Genomic DNA, 18146 nt, shown 5'->3' on the forward strand with positions numbered 1-18146 from the left:
TGACCCGATGTTCTACGGCTTTGATATGGGCGGCAGTAAAATCGCGCTCGGCGTCTATGATGCGCAGCGCCAGCAGATATGGAGCAAGCGCGTCGCCACGCCGCGCGACGACTATGCGCAGCTGCTGGCGGCCTTTACCGACCTGACGGCGGAGGCGGACGCCTTCACCGGCACGCGCGGAAGCGTCGGCGTCGGCGTGCCGGGACTGATCGATCCTGACGACGGCACGCTGTTTACCGCCAACGTGCCGGCGGCGCGCGGGCGGGCGCTGGGCCGCGATCTCAGCCGTCTGCTGGGGCGCGAGGTGCGGGTCGATAACGACGCCAACTGTTTCGCCCTCTCCGAGGCCTGGGACGATGAGTTTCAGGCCTGTCCGGTGGTGCTGGGCTTGATCCTCGGCACCGGCGTCGGCGGCGGACTGGTGGTGGAGGGCAAGCCGGTTTCCGGCCGCAGCTTCGTTACCGGCGAAATGGGCCACATGCGCCTGCCGATCGACGCGCTGGCGGTGCTGGGCCAGGATATTCCGCTGCCCCAGTGCGGCTGCGGCAAGCGCGGCTGTATTGAACTGTTTCTCTCCGGTCAGGGCTTCGCCTGGCTGTTCCATCATTTTTATCAGCAAACGCTCAGTGCCGAAGCGATCGCCGAGCGCTATTATCAGGGCGATCGGCAGGCGCAGGAACATACCGCGCGTTTCCGCGCGCTGCTGGCGGTGTGCCTCGGCAATTTGCTGACGCTGATCGATCCGCACCTGGTGGTGCTGGGCGGCGGATTATCCAATTTCGATGCGCTTTATGACGGGCTGGCGGAGCAGGTGAAACCGCACCTGCTGCCGGTCGCAAAGCCGCCACGCTTTGCTCGCGCGCGTCATGGGGACGCAGGGGGAATGCGCGGCGCCGCATTCCTGCATCTCAGGTAACCAAAGGAGCTTTTATGCGCACACCCCGTCGCCGTTTACGCATCGCGCGCTTTCGTAAAACCAGGCGCAAGATGCACCAGCGTTTCCGGCAGCGTATTTTTGAACGCGATCGTAATGCTGAGCTGGCGGCGCGTCCCCAGCCGCGGGTCGTGGTGTTGACCGGCGCAGGCATTTCCGCCGAGTCGGGCATTCGCACCTTCCGCGCCGATGATGGGCTGTGGGAGGAGCATCGCATCGAGGATGTCGCCACGCCGGAAGGGTTCGCCCGCGATCCGGCGCTGGTACAGGCGTTCTACAATGCGCGCCGCCGCCAGCTGCAACAGCCGGAGATTCAGCCGAACGCCGCGCATCTGGCGCTGGCGGAGCTGGAATCGGTGCTGGGCGATAATTTCCTGCTGGTGACGCAGAATATCGATAACCTGCACGAACGCGCCGGCAGCCAGCGCGTGCTGCATATGCATGGCGAACTGCTGAAGGTGCGCTGTGAAATGAGCGGGCAGGTACTGGAGTGGACCGGCGACCTCAGCGCCGACGACCGCTGCCACTGCTGTCAGTTTCCGGCGCGTCTGCGGCCGCACGTGGTCTGGTTCGGCGAAATGCCGCTGGGTATGGATAAGATTTACCAGGCGCTCTCGGAGGCGGACTATTTTCTCGCTATCGGCACCTCCGGGCATGTCTATCCGGCGGCCGGTTTTGTCCATGAGGCGAAGTTGCAGGGCGTGCATACCGTCGAGCTGAATCTGGAACCGAGTCAGGTGGGCAGCCAGTTCGCTGAAAAACACTACGGGCTGGCGAGCGAAGTGGTGCCCGCCTGGGTGGAGAAATTTCAGAAAGGACTTTACCGCCTGGTCTGAACCGCTGCGGCAATAAAAAAGGCGACCTCAGGTCGCCTTTTTCGTCTGTCGCGCCTTAACGGCCCGCTTTCAGCTTCTGGAACAGCATCTCATACTGCACGCTGGCGTCGCCGACATCATCCTGCCACTCGCCGTTTTTAATCACGTCTTCAGACGGATAGAGCGATGGATCGTTAGCCACGTTGGCCGGCAGCAGTTTTTTCGCCGCCAGGTTCGGCGTCGGATAGCCGATGGTTTCCGCCACCTGCGCCGCCACGTCCGGGCGCAGCAGGAAGTTAATCAGCTTCAGCGCACCCTCTTTGTTTTTCGCATTGGCCGGAATCGCCAGGCTGTCCATCCAGAAAATGCCGCCCTCTTTCGGCCAGACAATCTCCAGCGGCGTGCCTGCCTGACGCGCTACGTAAGCCGAGCCGTTCCAGATCATCCCCAGGTTGACTTCGCCTTCCATAAAGGGGTTGCCCGGATTATCGGAGTTGAACGCCAGCACGTTCGGCATCAGTTTTTTCAGCTCTTCGTAAGCGGCGTTGATCTCTTTGGCGTCGCGGGTATTGCCGGAGTAGCCTAACTTGCGCAGCGCCATCTGGAACACTTCGCGCGCGTCGTCGGTCAGCAGCAGGCTCTGCTTATATTCCGGCTTCCACAGGTCGCTCCAGCGGGTGACGCTTTTCGCATCCATCGCATCGGTATTGACGCCGATAGCGGTAGCGCCCCAGATATAGGGAATTGAATAGTCGTTATTCGGATCGAACGGTTTGTTCAGCAGATTCGGGTCGAGGTTGCTGAAGTTTGACAGTTTGCTTTTGTCGATCTTCTGGATCATTCCTTCGTTGCGCATTTTCGCCACGAAGTAGGTGGAAGGCACCACCAGATCGTACGCGCCGTCTTTATAGGTTTTCAGCTTGGCGTACATGCTTTCGTTCGACTCATAGGTGGAGTAGATCACCTTGATGCCGGTCTCTTTGGTGAACTGCTCCAGCAGCCCCGGCGGCACGTACTCCGTCCAGTTGTAGAAATAAAGCGTTTTGCCGTCGTCAGCGGCCTGCGCGCTCTGTAAGCCTAACGCCAGCGCCCCAGCCGCCAGCCAGTAACCCCATTTCTTCATCGCCTTTCCTCTATTTTGTTTTATCACGCAGCAACAGCTGACTGCCCGCCACCAGCAGCAGCGACAGCACCATCAGGATCGTCGCCAGCGCGTTCACCTCCGGCGAGACGCCGACCTTGACCATCGAGTAAATTTTCAGCGGCAGGATCTCGAAGCCCGGACCGGTGACGAAGGAGGAGACCACGACATCGTCCATCGACAGGGTAAAGCTGAGCAGCCAGCCCGCCGCCACCGCCGGTATCGCCAGCGGCAGAATGATTTTACGCAGAATCGTCACTTCGCTGGCGCCGAGATCGCGCGCCGCCTCCAGCATCCGCACGTCGAACCCTTTCAGACGTGAATAGACGGTGATCACCACAAACGGCAGACAGAAGGTGATGTGCGACACCAGCAGCGACCAGAAGCCCAGCGAGATCCCCAGCAGCATAAACAGCACCAGCAGCGAAATCGCCATCACGATATCGGGCGACATCATCACCACAAACAGCATGCCGCTGACGAACGGCTTGCCGCGAAAACGGTAGCGATAGAGCGCCACCGCCGTCAGCGCGCCGATCAGCGTGGCGAAGGTGGCGGAAAGCACGCCCATGATCAGCGAATGCTTCGCCGCCTGGATCAGACTGTCGTTGTTCATCAACAACGCATACCACTGGGTGCTGAAGCCCTGCCAGTTAATGCCGAAACGCGAGGCGTTGAAGGAGTTGACGATCAAAATCACGATCGGAATATACAGCCAGGCGTAAATGAGAAACATAAAGCCGCTGCGTAAGGTTTTGCCCATTATTCCAGCTCCACTTTCTTATTCAGCATGCGCGCCGCGCGCCAGTAGAAAAGCAGCATCAGCCCCATCACCAGCGTCAGTACGATGCTGGTGGCGGCGCCGAACGGCCAGTCGCGGATATTGAGGAACTGGCTCTTGATCACGTTGCCGATCAGCAGATTTTTCGCGCCGCCCATCAGATCGGCGACGAAGAACAGCCCCATCGCCGGCAGCAGCACCAGCAGGCAGCCAGCGACGATGCCCGGCATGGTCAGCGGCAGAATAATGCGCCAGAAGGTTTGCAGCTTGCTGGCGCCGAGATCGCGCGCCGCTTCCAGGCAGGGCTTGTCCAGCTTCTCCAGACTGGAGTAGAGCGGCATCACCATAAAGGGCAGCAGAATATAGACCAGCCCCAGCACCACCGCCTCCGAGGTATACATAATACGGAAGGGCTTATCGATAACGCCCAGCCACAGCAGAAACTCGTTCAGCCAGCCGCGCGTGCTGAGGAAAATTTTCAGGCCGTAGATACGGATCAGCGAGTTGGTCCAGAAGGGGACAATCAGCAGAAACAGCATTACCGGGCGAATGCGCGTGGGCAGCTTTGTCAGACACCAGGCGAAAGGATAGCCGAGCAGCAGGCAGCAGAGCGTGGCGATCAACGCCATATTCAGCGAATGCAGCAGCACCGTAGCGTAGAGCGGATCGAGCAGCCGGGTGTAGTTATCAAACGTCAGCGCCATGCGCACGAAGTTGGCGTCATCACGCGTCAGGAAGCTGGTGGCGATAATCATTAAGTTCGGCAGAAAGACAAACAGCACCAGCCAGCCGACAATCAGCGTGATAATCGTTTTCTGGAAACGGTTACGCATTATTTTCATCAGGCAACACCACCTCCCAGCTTTCAACCCAGGTAATCGCCATTTTTTGATTCAGCGAGTGGTCAAAATCGGGATCGTCCTCGTTAAAGAATTCGCTGACGGTGACCAGCTTGCCGTTTTCCAGCTCGACGGTGGATTCCAGCGTCATGCCTTTATAGTTACGCTCGCGCACAAAGCCCACCAGCCCTTCGGCGGCTTCGCTGTCATTGATCTCTTCGACGCGCAGATCTTCCGGGCGCAGCAGCACGTTCAGCTTCTGACCGGGCGTGACCGGGAAGGGCACCAGAATATCGCATTCGCGGCCTTCCACCTTTGCGCGCACGCGTTGATCCGCCAGCGGCGCGACCACTTCCGCGTCGAAGACGTTGATTTCGCCGATAAAGCGCGCCACGAACAGATTCGCTGGCTCCTCGTAGATTTCACGCGGCGAGCCGTCCTGCTCAATGCGTCCGTCGCGCAGCACCACGATGCGATCGGACATACTGAGCGCCTCTTCCTGATCGTGCGTCACAAACACGAAAGTGATGCCCAGCTTGCGCTGTAACGCCTTCAGCTCGTTCTGCATCTGCTTGCGCAGCTTATAGTCGAGCGCCGAAAGGGATTCATCCAGCAGCAGCACCTTCGGACGGTTGACCACCGCGCGCGCGATGGCCACGCGCTGCTGCTGACCGCCGCTGAGCTGATGCGGACGGCGATCGGCGAAGCTCTCCAGCTGCACCATCGCCAGCGCTTCGTTGACGCGGGCGGTGATTTCCGTCGCCGGGGTTTTCTGCATGCGCAGACCGAAGGCGACATTTTCAAACACTGTCATGTGCGGAAACAGCGCGTAGCTCTGGAAAACGGTATTGACGTGACGATGCTCCGCCGGGGTAGCGGTGATGGTTTCGCCGTCGAGAATAATCTCGCCGCTGTCGGTCTCTTCAAGCCCGGCGATCAGGCGCAGGATGGTGGTCTTGCCGCAGCCGGAAGGGCCGAGCAGCGTAATAAACTCGCCGTGATGTATGGTCAGGTTAAAGTCGGCAATAATTTCTTTGCCGTCAAAAGCTTTACTGATGCCAGAAAGCGTAACCAGCGCCGTTTGCGCGCGTGTTTGCGTCATTTTAGTCACTCAGCCCGAAGTTATCGGCAGTCAGGGCTGCCTGTATGTATCAGAGCGCGATCGCTACGGTCGACCGGCCACAAAGTCAGGGGCGCGATGATACCTGAAAACCGCATGATTTCCATGCTCGCGAGCCAATAACCGCTATTTACCCGGATAAAAACGCGTATTCTCTTTTTGCGCACTACGCTTTAACAGTATGACCTGACGCAATATGTTGGCAGAGCAGGCTTCCCATAATAGCTCACGGCCATTGAGAGAGAAGAAAGATGACAACGCTACTCGACCGGTTTTTACACTATGTTTCGTTTGATACGCAGTCGCGCCCGCATGCGCGACAGGTGCCCAGCACGGAAGGGCAATGGACGCTGGCGCGAGTGCTGCAGGAAGAGTTGATCGCGCTTGGGCTGGAAGAGGTGACGCTGAGCGAACACTGCTGCGTGACGGCGACGCTGCCGGCCAATATCGACCATCCGGCGCCGACCATCGGCTTTATTTCCCATATCGATACGTCGCCCGATTTCACCGGCAAGCATGTTAATCCCCAGATTGTCGAAAACTACCGCGGCGGCGATATCGCGCTTGGCGTCGGCGAAGAGATCCTGTCGCCGGTGATGTTCCCGGTGCTGCATCAGCTGACCGGCCATACTTTAATCACCACCGACGGCAAAACGCTGCTTGGCGCTGACGACAAGGCGGGCGTGGCGGAGATCATGACCGCGCTGGCGCGTCTGACGCAAGGCGACATTCCGCACGGCAAAATTCGCGTCGCCTTTACGCCAGACGAAGAGGTCGGTCGCGGTACTGAGCATTTCGACGTGGCGGCATTCGGCGCGGACTGGGCCTATACCATTGACGGCAGCGGCCTCGGCGAGTTTCAGTTTGAAAACTTCAACGCCGCTTCGGTGACGGTGAAGATCGTCGGCAACAATGTGCATCCCGGCACGGCGAAAGGGTGATGGTCAACGCGCTGGATCTGGCGATGCGCTTTCACGCCGAGGTGCCCGCCACCGAGAAACCGCAGTTCACCAGCGGCTACGAGGGCTTTTATCACCTCAACAATATCAAAGGCTCGGTCGAGCGCGCCGAGATGAACTATATCGTGCGCGATTTCGATCGCGACAGCTTTGAGGCGCGCAAGCAGAAGCTGATCGATATTTCCCGTCGCGTCGGCAAAGGGCTGAATCCTGACTGTTACGTCGATGTCACCATCGAAGACAGCTACTACAACATGCGGGAGATCGTCGAGGCGCATCCGCACAGTATCGATCTGGCATTACAGGCGATGCGCGACTGTGGCGTGGAGCCGGACGTGAAGCCGATTCGCGGCGGCACCGACGGCGCCTGGCTCTCCTTTAAAGGCTTGCCGTGCCCGAATATCTTTACCGGCGGCTATAACTACCATGGCAAACATGAGTTCGCGTCGCTGAATATTATGGAAAAAACGGTGGAAGTGATTGTCGGCATCGCCCGGCTGGCCGCCGAGAAAAAGTAGCAGGAAAGCGGCTGGCGTGGTGCCAGCCGCTAAAGCGATTACGCTTCGTTAAAGAACCAGTAGCCGCTGTTGACCAGTCCCGCCAGCTGCGCGAGGAAGGCCGGATCGTCGAGCGCCTCCGCGAAATCGTTCAAATTCAGCGTCTGTTTATCGGCGAGCGCGCTCAGCGCGGCCGGATGGGCCGATTCCAGCTGCTCGCCGTTGATAAACACCGCGTCGCCAATCTTCAGTACCCGCAATCCGCCGAGGCGCGTCAGCCTGTCGCCCTGCTGTAGCGCGTCATAGATCTCGTCAGGTTGGTAGGGCGGTTCCGGCGGCGCGATATCCAGCTCATGACGCGACTGCGAAATAAATTCGCCGAACCACTGACGGAACTGCTCCGGCTGATCGATAACCTCCAGCATCAGATCACGGATGCCGGCGATCTCCTGCGGCAGGATCTCGGAAGGACAGTCGCGCGCAGCGATATCGGGATCGCTGTAGCGACGGCCGCCCAGCTCGCGCGCCAGTACGAAGTCGGCGAAGCCGCTGATCAGCTCGCGGCCGCTGGGAGCGCGGAAGCCGACCGAATAGTTGAGCGCGTTTTCCAGCGAATAGCCTTCATGGGGAAACCCGGCGGAATATAGAGAATATCGCCCGGCTCCATCTCTTCATCGATAATGGCGTCGAACGGTTCGACCTGCAGCAGATCGGGGTGCGGGCAGTGCTGCTTCAGCGACGTTTTATCGCCCACGCGCCAGCGACGGCGGCCGGTGCCCTGGATAATAAACACGTCATACTGATCGAGATGCGGGCCAACGCCGCCGCCCGGCACCGAGAAGGAGATCATCAGATCGTCGATGCGCCAGTCCGGCAGAAAACGGAACGGACGCATCAGCGCGGCGCACGGCTCGTGCCAGTGGTTCACCGCCTGCACCAGCAGCGACCAGTTATGCTCGCCGAGGTGATCGTAACTTTCAAACGGGCCGTGGCTTACCTGCCATTTGCCGTCCTGCTGGCTCACCAGTCGGCTGTCCACTTCGCTTTCCATCGCCAGCCCCGCCAGCTCGTCCGGCGAGATAGGATCGATAAAGTTTTTGAAGCCGCGTTTCAGGATCACCGGACGCTTTTGCCAGTAATTGTGTAAAAAATCGGTCCAGTTAAGATCGAGCTGATAATCCATAAGGTTGTCCAGTTCAGGCGAGAAATTGCAGCAAGTATAACAGCGGCAGCGCGGTTCTACTCAAGGTTATGTTCCACTTCCTGACGCTGGAAAAGCACTTTCATTCTGGCGCCGCCCAGCGCGCTGGTGCCCGCTTCGATATCGCCCGCGTACTGCTCCAGAATATCGCGCGCCACCGCCAGCCCCAGCCCCTGTCCGGGACGCAGCGTGTCGGCGCGCTGGCCGCGCAGAAAAATAATCTCCCGCTTGCTTTCGGGAATGCCGGGGCCGTCATCTTCCACCACCAGCAGCAGGCAGGAGTCGGTCTGGCGCGCGCTGATTTCCACAAACTCCAGGCAATATTTGCAGGCGTTATCCAGCACATTGCCCATCACTTCCATAAAGTCATTCTGATCGCCGACGAAGGTGATTTCCGGCGAGACATCCAGCGACAGGGAGATGCCTTTGCGCTGGTAAACCTTATTCAATGCCGAACAGAGGCTGTCCAGCAGCGCGGAAACGGAATGCAGTTCGCGCTTCAGCGGGTTGTGATCCGCCTGCATGCTGGCGCGGTGCAGGTAGTAGCCGATCTGCTGCGAGATGCGGCTGATCTGCTCCAGCATGATCGGCTCCGCCTGCTCGACGGAGAGATTCTTGCCGCCGCGCAGCGATCGCAGGGTGCTTTGCAGCACCGCCAGCGGCGTTTTCAGGCTGTGGGTAAGATCGGAGAGGGTGGTGCGGTAGCGCGTATAGCGCTGACGCTCGTTTTCCAGCAGCAGGTTCAGGTTGCGCACCAGACTGCGCAGCTCCTGCGGCGGATTTGGATCGAGCGCTTCGCGCTGACTGCTTTCCAGTTCACGGATCTGGCCAGCCAGCGTGCCGATAGGCCGCAGGCTCCAGTGCGCCGCCAGCCACAGCAGCGGGATCACCAACAGCAGATTAACCAGCAGCACATAGCTGAACCAGGACCAGACCACGTCAGAATGCTGTAATTCCTGCGGGATCGAATCGACTACCACCACCGTCAGCGCCGGCAGCGTGGTGGTGGCGTCATAGCGGTTAACCGCCACCGAGTGGGTAAAGGTGTCGTCGCCGTTATCGTCGTAGGCGTGCAGCTTATTTTGCGCCGCCTGGTCGTTGCCGAGCGCTTCGCGGCTGGTCTGATTACTGGTGTCGATTTCGTAAAAATCGGGCTTTTTCAGCCAGTCCGGGTTGATCTTCTGGCGGATCTCCGGCACGTCGCGCTGCTGCCACAGCAGGCGGCCGCGCTCGTCGTAGATAAACACCAGCGTCGGCGAATTCAGCGTCAGCTGCTCCGGCTGGGCGATGGTCAGCTGATTGTTTTTCCACTGGGCGAGGGTATAGAACAGATTGCTTTCGCCGCGCATCACGCGGTAGGTAGTCTTATCGAAGCTGACGATATACCCGACCACGGCGACCATGCCGTAAGAGAGAGAGAGCACCAGCACCACAGCGGCAGTGGCCAGCAGAAAGCGGGCGCGCAGCGAAAAGGGCCGTTGGCTTTGCAGGAAGCGCATCAGGAATCAGATATCGAAGCGGTAGCCCTGACCGCGCACGGTGGTAATCACCTCTTGCGGATGCACGGCCTGGATTTTTTTACGCAGTCGCCCCATTAACACATCGATGGTGTGGCTTTCTCGCAGCTCCGCGTCGGGATAGAGTTGCAGCATCAGGGAGTCTTTGCTGACTACCTTGCCGACGTTGCGAATCAGGGTCTCGATAATAGTGTACTCAAACGCGGTCAGCTTGATCTGTTGCTCATTGACCGTCAGTTCACGGCGCGAGAGATCGATCTGGAAGGGCGGCAGAGTAATGATCTGCGACGCCAGCCCGCTGTTGCGGCGCATCAGCGCCTGCATGCGCGCCACCACCTCTTCAATATGGAACGGCTTGGTTACGTAGTCGTCGGCGCCCGCTTCCAGCGCTTCCACTTTGGCCTGCCAGCCTTCGCGCGCGGTCAGCACCAGAATCGGCTGTTTGACATCCTGACCGCGCCAGCGGCGGATCAACGCCATGCCGTCTTCATCAGGCAGACCGAGATCGACCAGCGTAATATCAGGAGAGTGTTCAGCCAGAAAGTAATCCGCTTCTTTCGCATCTTCCGCGGCGTCGACCTGATGGCCCATTTCACGCAGCTGTACCGACAGGTGATGGCGCAGCAGAGCGTTATCCTCAACAACCAAAACGCGCATAGTCCTTTCCTTGTACAAATCATTCAGCGCTGAGTATAGGAGAGTGCAGATAAACCGCGCGTTAACACAGCGACAATCCTGGACGGACGCGTCGCGCCCGTCCAGGAAACACGGTTATTTCAGCTCGTCGACCATCTGCACCGCGCGGCCGAGGTAGTTGGCCGGGGTCATCTGCTTCAGGCGGGTTTTCTCTTCTTCCGGCAGCGCCAGGCTGTCGATAAACGCCTGCATGCCGGCGGCGTCGACGCGTTTGCCGCGCGTCAGCTCTTTCAGCTTCTCATACGGCTTTTCAATGCCGTAGCGGCGCATCACGGTCTGGATCGGCTCCGCCAGCACTTCCCAGTTCTGATCCAGCTCCGCCAGCAGGCGGTCGCGGTTCACTTCCAGTTTAGAGATGCCTTTCAGCGTCGCCTGGTAGGCGATCAGCGCGTAGCCGATGCCGACGCCCAGGTTGCGCAGCACGGTGGAGTCGGTGAGATCGCGCTGCCAGCGGGAAACCGGCAGTTTGGCGGCCAGGTGCTGCATCACCGCGTTCGCCAGGCCGAGGTTGCCCTCCGAGTTTTCGAAATCGATCGGGTTCACTTTGTGCGGCATAGTGGAGGAGCCGATTTCGCCAGCGATGGTTTTCTGTTTGAAGTGGTTCAGCGCAATATAGCCCCAGACGTCGCGATCGAAGTCGATCAGGATGGTGTTGAAGCGCGCGATGCAGTCAAACAGCTCGGCGATATAGTCGTGCGGCTCGATCTGTGTGGTGTAGGGGTTCCAGCTGATGCCCAGCGAGGTGACGAACGCTTCGCTCAGCTGATGCCAGTCCACTTCCGGGTAGGCGGACATGTGCGCGTTATAGTTGCCGACCGCGCCGTTGATTTTGCCGAGGATCTCCACCTGCTCCAGCTGACGCAGCTGGCGCGACATGCGGTAAGCGACGTTCGCCATCTCTTTGCCCATGGTGGAGGGCGTAGCGGGTTGGCCGTGGGTACGCGACAGCAGCGGAATATCGCGGTACTGCTGCGCCAGATCTTTCACCGCGTCGATCAGTTGGGTCCAGTAAGGCAGAATGACCTCGCGGCGTGCGGTTTCCAGCATCAGCGCATGCGACAGGTTATTAATATCTTCTGAGGTGCAGGCGAAGTGGATAAATTCGGAGACGGCGTGCAGCGCGGGCACCTCAGCCACTTTTTCCTTCAGGAAATACTCAACCGCTTTCACGTCGTGATTGGTGGTGCGCTCAATCGTTTTGATGCGCGCGGCGTCGGTTTCGTTGAAATTTTCAACGATCGCGTCAAGGAAAGCGTTTGCGTCGGCGTCAAAAGCAGGAACTTCCTTGATCTCTGCAGTCGCGGCCAGTTTTTGTAACCAGCGAACTTCAACCTGAACGCGGAATTTCAGCAGGCCATACTCGCTGAAAATGGCGCGCAGCGGGCTGACTTTTTCGCCGTAACGACCATCGACAGGTGAGACGGCGGTCAGAGAGGATAATTCCATCAGAGCAACTCCTGGATCGTTAACTAAAGGTCTGGCGTCTGTCGGCCATCAGGCCGACGGCATACCGGCTAAAATACGTTTCGCCTCACTCATGAGACGATTTCGGAAAAACATTAACTGCAGGCGGCCGCCGCCCACCTGCTGCCAGAGCACCGCGGAGCGGATGCCGGCCAGCAGAGAGGCGCGAATTTTACTCTGCACCTGGCTGTTTTGCAGCACCGCAGGCGATCCTGTCACCTGAATGCGCGGGCCGAGCGGGCTGATGACATCGACATAGATGCCCGCCATGGCGGCGACGATCGTCTCGGATTCGATATCGTAATGGGTCAGCTGGCGATCGAGCTGGGCGATACGCTGCGCCAGCGTATTGAGCGCGGATTTATTGGCGTTCAGCTTTCTTTCCAGCACCATCAGGCTCAGGGTATAGCGCGTCAGCTCCGCCCCGGCGCCCTGGCGGCTGGGCGTATTCAGCACCGCCAACAGCGTCTCCAGCCCGAAGCGCAGATGGGTTTCGTCGTTGCCGTAAACGGCCAGCGTGGAAGAGGGGTTTAAATCGAGCAGGCTGCTCAGGGAGGTTTTCAGCGACTGCGCGTCGCACTGGCCCTGATGGGCCAGCTGCTGCGCCAGATGCGCGGCCTGGCAGATGCCTGCCAGCGCCAGCGTGATGTCGTAATAATTTTTAGCCACGGTTACTCCTGTATACACATCGGCGCAGCATAAGCGATTATGCCGACACCAGCGGTAAACGCTGCTCGATGATGCCGCCGCCGAGGCAGATTTCGCCCAGATAGAAGACGGCGGACTGGCCTGGCGTGACGGCGGCCACCGGCTGCCCGAAGCGCACTTCGATGCGATCGTCGTCCAGCGGCGTAACGACGCAGGGGATATCTTCCTGACGGTAGCGCGTTTTCACCGCGCACTGCAGCGGCGCGCGCAACGGTTGACGGTCAACCCAGTGCAGCTGTTGCGCAATCAGGCCGACGGACATCAGGCGCGGATGGTCGGCGCCCTGCGCCACGATCAGGCGGTTATTGGCGACATCTTTATCCACCACGTACCAGGGATCGTCGCTGCTCTCTTTCAGGCCGCCGATGCCGAGGCCTTTACGTTGCCCCAGCGTATGGTACATCAGGCCCTGATGTTCGCCCACGGTCTGACCGTCGACGGTGACGATTTCGCCAGGCTGCGCCGGCAGATAGCGTCCGAGGAAATCACGGAATTTGCGTTCGCCGATAAAGCAGATGCCGGTAGAATCTTTTTTCTTCGCCGTCACCAGCTCCAGATCTTCCGCGATGCGGCGCACTTCCGGCTTCGACAGCTCGCCGACCGGGAACAGGCTCTGAGCGATCTGCTGGTGGCTGAGCGTGTAGAGGAAGTAGCTCTGATCTTTATTGCCGTCGAGACCGCGCAGCAGCTGGCTCTGGCCGTTGCTGTCCTGGCGGCGAACGTAGTGGCCGGTGGCGATAAAGTCGGCGCCGAGATCTTCCGCCGCGAACTCCAGGAACGCTTTGAACTTGATCTCTTTGTTGCAGAGAATATCGGGGTTAGGCGTGCGGCCCGCCTTGTACTCTTCAAGGAAATGCTCGAAGACGTTATCCCAGTATTCAGCGGCGAAGTTGACCTTATGCAGCTTCATGCCGAGTTTGTCGCACACTGCCTGGGCGTCGGCCAGATCGTCCGCGGCGGTACAGTACTCTTCGCCGTCGTCCTCCTCCCAGTTTTTCATAAACAGACCTTCCACCTGATAGCCCTGCTGTTGCAGTAACCAGGCGGAAACGGAGGAATCGACGCCGCCGGACATTCCGACGATCACTTTTTTCTGGCTGTTGTCAGACATGACACACTCACGACAAGGAACAAAAACAGGCGGCGTATTCTAGCACGCGTCAGACGAGGACGCATCCCCGCCGCGCGGCTGGCGCGATGGGAAAGCCATTATCGATAAATTCGCACCAGCGACAGCGGATAACGCACGCCGCTTTGCCAGATACGCACGCTTTCCGCCACCAGCGGCGAACGCAGACGATCCGCCGTCAGGATCTGCTGCGGCGACAGCCACCAGCAGCGGTCGATATCGCTGTCCTGCGGCTGCGTCGGCAGACGCGTCGGGAGATCGACGGCGAACAGAAAACGGATAAAGGGAGTATTGTCCGGCGCGGTCCACTGCTGCACGCCGAGAAAATATTCCATCTCCGCCTGAATGCCGGTCTCCTCGTACAGCTCGCGGCTGGCGGCCTCCAGCAGACTCTCGTCCGCTTCCAGATGGCCGGCGGGCTGGTTCCAGGTCGCTTTGCCGTGGACGGTTTCTTCCACTACCAGCAGTTCGCCTTCCGCCTGCACTATGCAGGCGACGGTCACGTGCGGTTTAAACATCAGCTGCTCCTTTCGGATTAAAATTGATCGGTGACGTCGCGCCATTCACCCTGCGCCAGGCCGTCCAGCGTCAGCGACGCCAGGCCGTAGCGGATCAGCCGCAGCGTTGGGAAACCGATATGGGCGGTCATGCGGCGCACCTGACGGTTGCGTCCTTCATACAGGGTGATTTTCAGCCAGCTGGTGGGAATCGCTTTACGTTCGCGGATCGGCGGCTGGCGCGGCCAGAGCCAGGCGGGTTCCGCCACCTTTTCGACGCCAGCGGGGAGGGTGGGGCCATCTTTCAGATTAACGCCATCGCGCAGTGCCTGCAGCGCGCTGTCATCGGGTTCGCCTTCCACCTGCACGTAGTAAATTTTGCCGGTGCGTTTGCCCGGTTGGGTCAGCTTCGCCTGTAACGCGCCGTCGTTGGTCAGCACCATCAGGCCTTCGCTGTCGCGGTCCAGGCGGCCCGCGGCGTAAACGTCGCCGACCGGAATAAAATCCTTCAGCGTGGCGCGGCCCGCTTCGTCGGTGAACTGCGGCAGTACATCATAGGGTTTGTTAAAAACGATCACCCGACGCGGCCCTTTACGTGACGGTGGCGGGGCGGAAGCACGGCTGAATCGTTTAACGTTGTGATTCTTAACGACAGTTTTACGCATGAGCTTTGCACTTGAGGGTAATGAGCGCATTATAACGCGAAATCGAGATGATTGGCGCGGCGGCAATATTCAAGTAGTATTGACGCGCATCTTACAAATCATTAACAAAAAAGCGCTCGAAGGAGAGGTTAATGGAAAGCAAAGTAGTTGTTCCGGCGGAAGGTCAGAAAATCACGCTTGACGGTCAGGGCAAACTGGTTGTCCCTGCTAATCCGATCATCCCTTATATTGAAGGTGACGGCATTGGCGTGGATGTATCTCCTGTCATGATCAAAGTGGTTGATGCCGCTGTGAAAAAAGCCTACAACGGCGAGCGAAAAATTTCCTGGATGGAAATTTACACCGGTGAGAAATCCACGCAGGTGTATGGCCCGGACGTATGGCTGCCGGAGGAGACGCTTGACCTGATTAAGGACTATCGCGTTGCCATCAAAGGCCCGTTGACGACGCCGGTTGGCGGCGGTATCCGTTCTCTTAACGTTGCGCTGCGTCAGCAGCTGGACCTGTACATCTGTCTGCGTCCGGTACGCTACTATCAGGGCACCCCAAGCCCGGTAAAACGTCCGCAGGACACCGATATGGTGATCTTCCGTGAAAACAGTGAAGACATCTATGCCGGCATCGAGTGGAAAGCGGGCACTCCGGAAGCGGATAAAGTGATCAAGTTCCTGCGCGAAGAGATGGGCGTGAACAAGATTCGCTTCCCGGAACAGTGCGGCATCGGCGTGAAGCCTTGCTCTGAAGCGGGCACTAAGCGCCTGGTGCGCGCGGCGATTGAATATGCCATCACCAACGATCGCGACTCTGTGACCCTGGTTCACAAAGGCAACATCATGAAGTTCACCGAAGGCGCGTTTAAAGACTGGGGCTACCAGCTGGCGCGCGAAGAGTTCGGCGGCGAGCTGCTGGACGGCGGCCCGTGGGTGAAAATCAAGAACCCGAACACCGGCAAAGAGATCGTTATTAAAGACGTGATCGCCGATGCGTTCCTGCAGCAGATTCTGCTGCGCCCGGCCGAGTACGACGTGATCGCCTGTATGAACCTGAACGGCGACTACATCTCTGACGCTCTGGCGGCGCAGGTTGGCGGCATCGGCATCGCGCCGGGCGCTAACATCGGCGACGAGTGCGCGCTGTTTGAAGCGACGCACGGCACCGCGCCGAAATACGCAGGCCAGGACAAAGTCAACCCAGGCTCTGTTATCCTTTCGGCGGAAATGATGCTGCGCCATATGCAGTGGTTCGAAGCCGCAGACCTGATTGTTAAAGGCATGGAAGGCGCTATCGCCGCGAAAACCGTGACCTATGACTTCGAACGTCTGATGGAAGGCGCTAAGCTGCTGAAATGTTCAGAGTTTGGCGACGCGATTATCAGCAACATGTAATGATTGTTGATGTGAAATAATAAGCGGAACTATGGTAGTTCCGCTTTTTTATTTTTCCGGCGATACGGCAGGGGATCTTCGCTGACGCATTTATGAGCACTCCTGTCAAATCGCCGTATCTTATCCTTTGAAAAAAGGTGTGTAACTGTATGGTTTTTCATCATAGGGAAATGATGTATGAGCCATTGCCTGCCTGGAACGGATCTTTACTATCTGCCGCGCGATAATCTCGAACCTGAGAAATTTAAGTTAATCATCAGTCCCTCTCATGCCTGGTCGCGTATTGACGATGAGTACGTTTTTGATGACCGCTGGTCATCGGGTTTTCAGCTGATCAATATGCAGCGCCGCGCTTTTAACGGTTATACCAATCAGCAGCCGCTACACGGGCCGCGCGAGCGTGAAAAACTGAAAAGCATGGTATATGGCGGCGAGATGGTGATGCTCGAAAGGTCCAATTCTTCGTCAGGCAGACTGTTTGATATCAATGATGACGGCGAACTGATTTGTCGCGATCCGCTGGCCTTCAGATTTGACGGCGCGCAAAGGATTATTGATGCGTATAAAAATGCCGTGGCGTGGCGTGGCGTGGCGTGACAACAGCGGCACGGATGGCAAACCACGCCCCACCGTACTGCCTGAGCAGTTGACAAACACATCACAGCCCGCCGCGCTCAGCACCATCAACAGCAAAATGGCGGGGCGCCTGTTAGCCGCTGGTGGTATTTATAATCAGAATCCTGAGATGTTTGCAGAAACCGCGCGCAAGCTGGGCGGCGAGGCGGCACAGGGTTTTGATGAAGTACTGAACGAGCAGACAGCCGGATCGCTAATTGCGTTAAGCTCAATATTTGCAGCTGGACGGGCAGGCATTCACTCTGCATCCATTACAGAGATAAAAAACTGGAAGCTTTTTTGGGCTGGTATAAAGGAAACCGAGTGTTACTCCAGAACATTGACGTTGTGAAAATGGAGTATGTTAAAAGAGACAGTACAGAGCTGAAAATATTAAGAAATTCTTTTAACAGCACTGTCAGGCGAGATTTCGTACAGCGCATAGCTGAGCACCCGGATGTGATTAATCGCTTGAGCGCATCTCAACGAGAGTTACTACAGGCTGGAATGATACCGAAGAAATACAGTGTTCATCATAAGTTGCCGCTGGACGATACTGGAACAAACGATTTCTCGAATCTGGTATTGATTAAAAATACGACCGAGCATTCTGTTTTCACCACCACTCAAAATGCTATCCGTCGAGGCATGGCGCCAGGAGACCACAGAACAGTTTTATGGCCGGTTCCCAAAGAGGTAATTTATCCATGAATAAAGAGATGAGCAGTTTAACATTAGCCGTAAACGAATTTAATCGGCTGAGTGAAGAACTGGGGTATGACATTAATCCTCCATACAAAGGGACGTTACCCACTCACGATTTTGGTCGTGGTATTACGCAGCTTGCACAATTCTGGCTGCAATATAATGAATTACTTCGTATAAGTAACGGATTATCCGCAGATGGGCATACTTGCTATGGCCTATCGACAGCCAGCAATGAGCCAGGATTAATTGAATTTAACGACGCGTTAAATACACCCGGTTTTGAATTTGATGGCATGCATGGGCGTATTGTTATTGGAGAAAATAATACTGATACGCTCTATTATGACACCGTTACAAAACGATGGGAGTCCTGCGATCGCATCGGCACTGAAAACGTATGGGAATCCTGCGATACGCTGGCAGAACTGATAGAAACTAAAATAAAATTGTTAAAAATAAAGTGACGCCATGTTAG

General features: G+C 57.8%; 18 protein-coding genes and 2 pseudogenes. 8 read left to right on the top strand and 12 right to left on the bottom strand.

The genetic code is table 11. The features are described from left to right. Positions 1 to 7: 7 nt before the first annotated feature. Together nagK and cobB are read left to right on the top strand one after the other, a co-directional pair. Positions 8 to 916: an N-acetylglucosamine kinase gene (gene nagK, locus C2E16_RS08470; protein ID WP_104951468.1), complete on the top strand. Its 909-nt coding sequence runs from the start codon at positions 8 to 10 to the stop codon at positions 914 to 916. Positions 917 to 930: 14 nt separating this feature from the next. Further along, entirely contained in the window at positions 931 to 1770 is an 840-nt protein-coding gene (gene cobB, locus C2E16_RS08475; protein ID WP_038626725.1) for a Sir2 family NAD+-dependent deacetylase, read from the top strand. A gap of 55 nt (positions 1771 to 1825) precedes the next feature. On the opposite strand, the gene potD is transcribed toward cobB, so the two are convergent. Genes potD through potA form a run of 4 tightly spaced genes read right to left on the bottom strand, consistent with a single transcriptional unit; the run spans position 1826 to position 5612 of the window. Further along, on the bottom strand, positions 1826 to 2872 hold the full coding sequence (gene potD, locus C2E16_RS08480; RefSeq protein WP_038626723.1) for a spermidine/putrescine ABC transporter substrate-binding protein PotD: 1047 nt from the start codon (positions 2870 to 2872) through the stop codon (positions 1826 to 1828). A gap of 10 nt (positions 2873 to 2882) precedes the next feature. Further along, complete coding sequence (gene potC / locus C2E16_RS08485) at positions 2883 to 3656, bottom strand: spermidine/putrescine ABC transporter permease PotC (RefSeq protein WP_038626721.1); 774 nt, start codon at positions 3654 to 3656, stop codon at positions 2883 to 2885. Next, the gene (gene potB, locus C2E16_RS08490; protein WP_038626719.1) at positions 3653 to 4513 is read right to left on the bottom strand and encodes a spermidine/putrescine ABC transporter permease PotB; all 861 of its coding nucleotides are present in this window, start codon (positions 4511 to 4513) and stop codon (positions 3653 to 3655) included. The genes potC and potB overlap by 4 nt, the downstream gene beginning before the upstream one ends. Continuing rightward, the gene (potA, locus tag C2E16_RS08495; protein ID WP_038626717.1) at positions 4497 to 5612 is read right to left on the bottom strand and encodes a spermidine/putrescine ABC transporter ATP-binding protein PotA; all 1116 of its coding nucleotides are present in this window, start codon (positions 5610 to 5612) and stop codon (positions 4497 to 4499) included. Before potA ends, potB begins: the two co-directional genes overlap by 17 nt. A 269-nt stretch (positions 5613 to 5881) precedes the next feature. Between potA and pepT the strand changes: the two are divergent. Next, a pseudogene (gene pepT, locus C2E16_RS08500) lies at positions 5882 to 7107 on the top strand (peptidase T). A 38-nt stretch (positions 7108 to 7145) separates the two neighbouring features. Here the strand turns inward: pepT and C2E16_RS08505 are convergent. From C2E16_RS08505 to rluE, 8 genes and pseudogenes are all read right to left on the bottom strand, one after another. Continuing rightward, positions 7146 to 8269 (bottom strand): annotated as a pseudogene (locus C2E16_RS08505) (ribosomal protein uL16 3-hydroxylase). Between the two features lie 56 nt (positions 8270 to 8325). Next, the gene (phoQ, locus tag C2E16_RS08510; RefSeq protein WP_084970788.1) at positions 8326 to 9786 is read right to left on the bottom strand and encodes a two-component system sensor histidine kinase PhoQ; all 1461 of its coding nucleotides are present in this window, start codon (positions 9784 to 9786) and stop codon (positions 8326 to 8328) included. Positions 9787 to 9792: 6 nt separating this feature from the next. Beyond that, positions 9793 to 10461 carry a two-component system response regulator PhoP gene (phoP, locus tag C2E16_RS08515; RefSeq protein WP_038626708.1) on the bottom strand — a complete coding sequence of 223 codons (669 nt, stop codon included), beginning with the start codon at positions 10459 to 10461 and terminating at the stop codon, positions 9793 to 9795. A gap of 114 nt (positions 10462 to 10575) precedes the next feature. Further along, positions 10576 to 11946, bottom strand: coding sequence for an adenylosuccinate lyase (gene purB, locus C2E16_RS08520; RefSeq protein ID WP_038626706.1), 1371 nt, complete (start codon positions 11944 to 11946; stop codon positions 10576 to 10578). Positions 11947 to 11994: 48 nt separating this feature from the next. Further along, the gene (hflD, locus tag C2E16_RS08525; RefSeq protein WP_038626703.1) at positions 11995 to 12633 is read right to left on the bottom strand and encodes a high frequency lysogenization protein HflD; all 639 of its coding nucleotides are present in this window, start codon (positions 12631 to 12633) and stop codon (positions 11995 to 11997) included. Between the two features lie 37 nt (positions 12634 to 12670). Continuing rightward, positions 12671 to 13783 carry a tRNA 2-thiouridine(34) synthase MnmA gene (mnmA, locus tag C2E16_RS08530; RefSeq protein WP_084970790.1) on the bottom strand — a complete coding sequence of 371 codons (1113 nt, stop codon included), beginning with the start codon at positions 13781 to 13783 and terminating at the stop codon, positions 12671 to 12673. Positions 13784 to 13881: 98 nt separating this feature from the next. After that, positions 13882 to 14319: an NUDIX hydrolase gene (locus C2E16_RS08535; protein WP_038626700.1), complete on the bottom strand. Its 438-nt coding sequence runs from the start codon at positions 14317 to 14319 to the stop codon at positions 13882 to 13884. A gap of 17 nt (positions 14320 to 14336) precedes the next feature. Beyond that, on the bottom strand, positions 14337 to 14993 hold the full coding sequence (rluE, locus tag C2E16_RS08540; protein ID WP_038626699.1) for a 23S rRNA pseudouridine(2457) synthase RluE: 657 nt from the start codon (positions 14991 to 14993) through the stop codon (positions 14337 to 14339). A gap of 101 nt (positions 14994 to 15094) precedes the next feature. Between rluE and icd the strand changes: the two genes are divergently transcribed. The 5 genes from icd to C2E16_RS08555 all read left to right on the top strand — a co-directional run bounded on the left by icd (position 15095) and on the right by C2E16_RS08555 (position 18135). Then, a complete protein-coding gene (gene icd, locus C2E16_RS08545) occupies positions 15095 to 16348 on the top strand; it encodes an NADP-dependent isocitrate dehydrogenase (protein WP_038626698.1) in 1254 nt (417 codons plus the stop codon). Between the two features lie 177 nt (positions 16349 to 16525). Further along, a complete protein-coding gene (locus C2E16_RS20770; RefSeq protein WP_052133914.1) occupies positions 16526 to 16945 on the top strand; it encodes a hypothetical protein in 420 nt (139 codons plus the stop codon). Then, positions 16905 to 17315, top strand: coding sequence for a hypothetical protein (locus C2E16_RS21090; protein WP_244555319.1), 411 nt, complete (start codon positions 16905 to 16907; stop codon positions 17313 to 17315). The genes C2E16_RS20770 and C2E16_RS21090 overlap by 41 nt, the downstream gene beginning before the upstream one ends. Positions 17316 to 17317: 2 nt before the next feature. Beyond that, positions 17318 to 17674 carry an HNH endonuclease signature motif containing protein gene (locus tag C2E16_RS21095; protein WP_257152262.1) on the top strand — a complete coding sequence of 119 codons (357 nt, stop codon included), beginning with the start codon at positions 17318 to 17320 and terminating at the stop codon, positions 17672 to 17674. An 8-nt stretch (positions 17675 to 17682) separates the two neighbouring features. Beyond that, a complete protein-coding gene (locus tag C2E16_RS08555; protein ID WP_084970795.1) occupies positions 17683 to 18135 on the top strand; it encodes a YrhA family protein in 453 nt (150 codons plus the stop codon). Positions 18136 to 18146 lie beyond the last annotated feature (11 nt).

Source organism: Mixta calida (assembly GCF_002953215.1).
GTDB lineage: Bacteria > Pseudomonadota > Gammaproteobacteria > Enterobacterales > Enterobacteriaceae > Mixta > Mixta calida.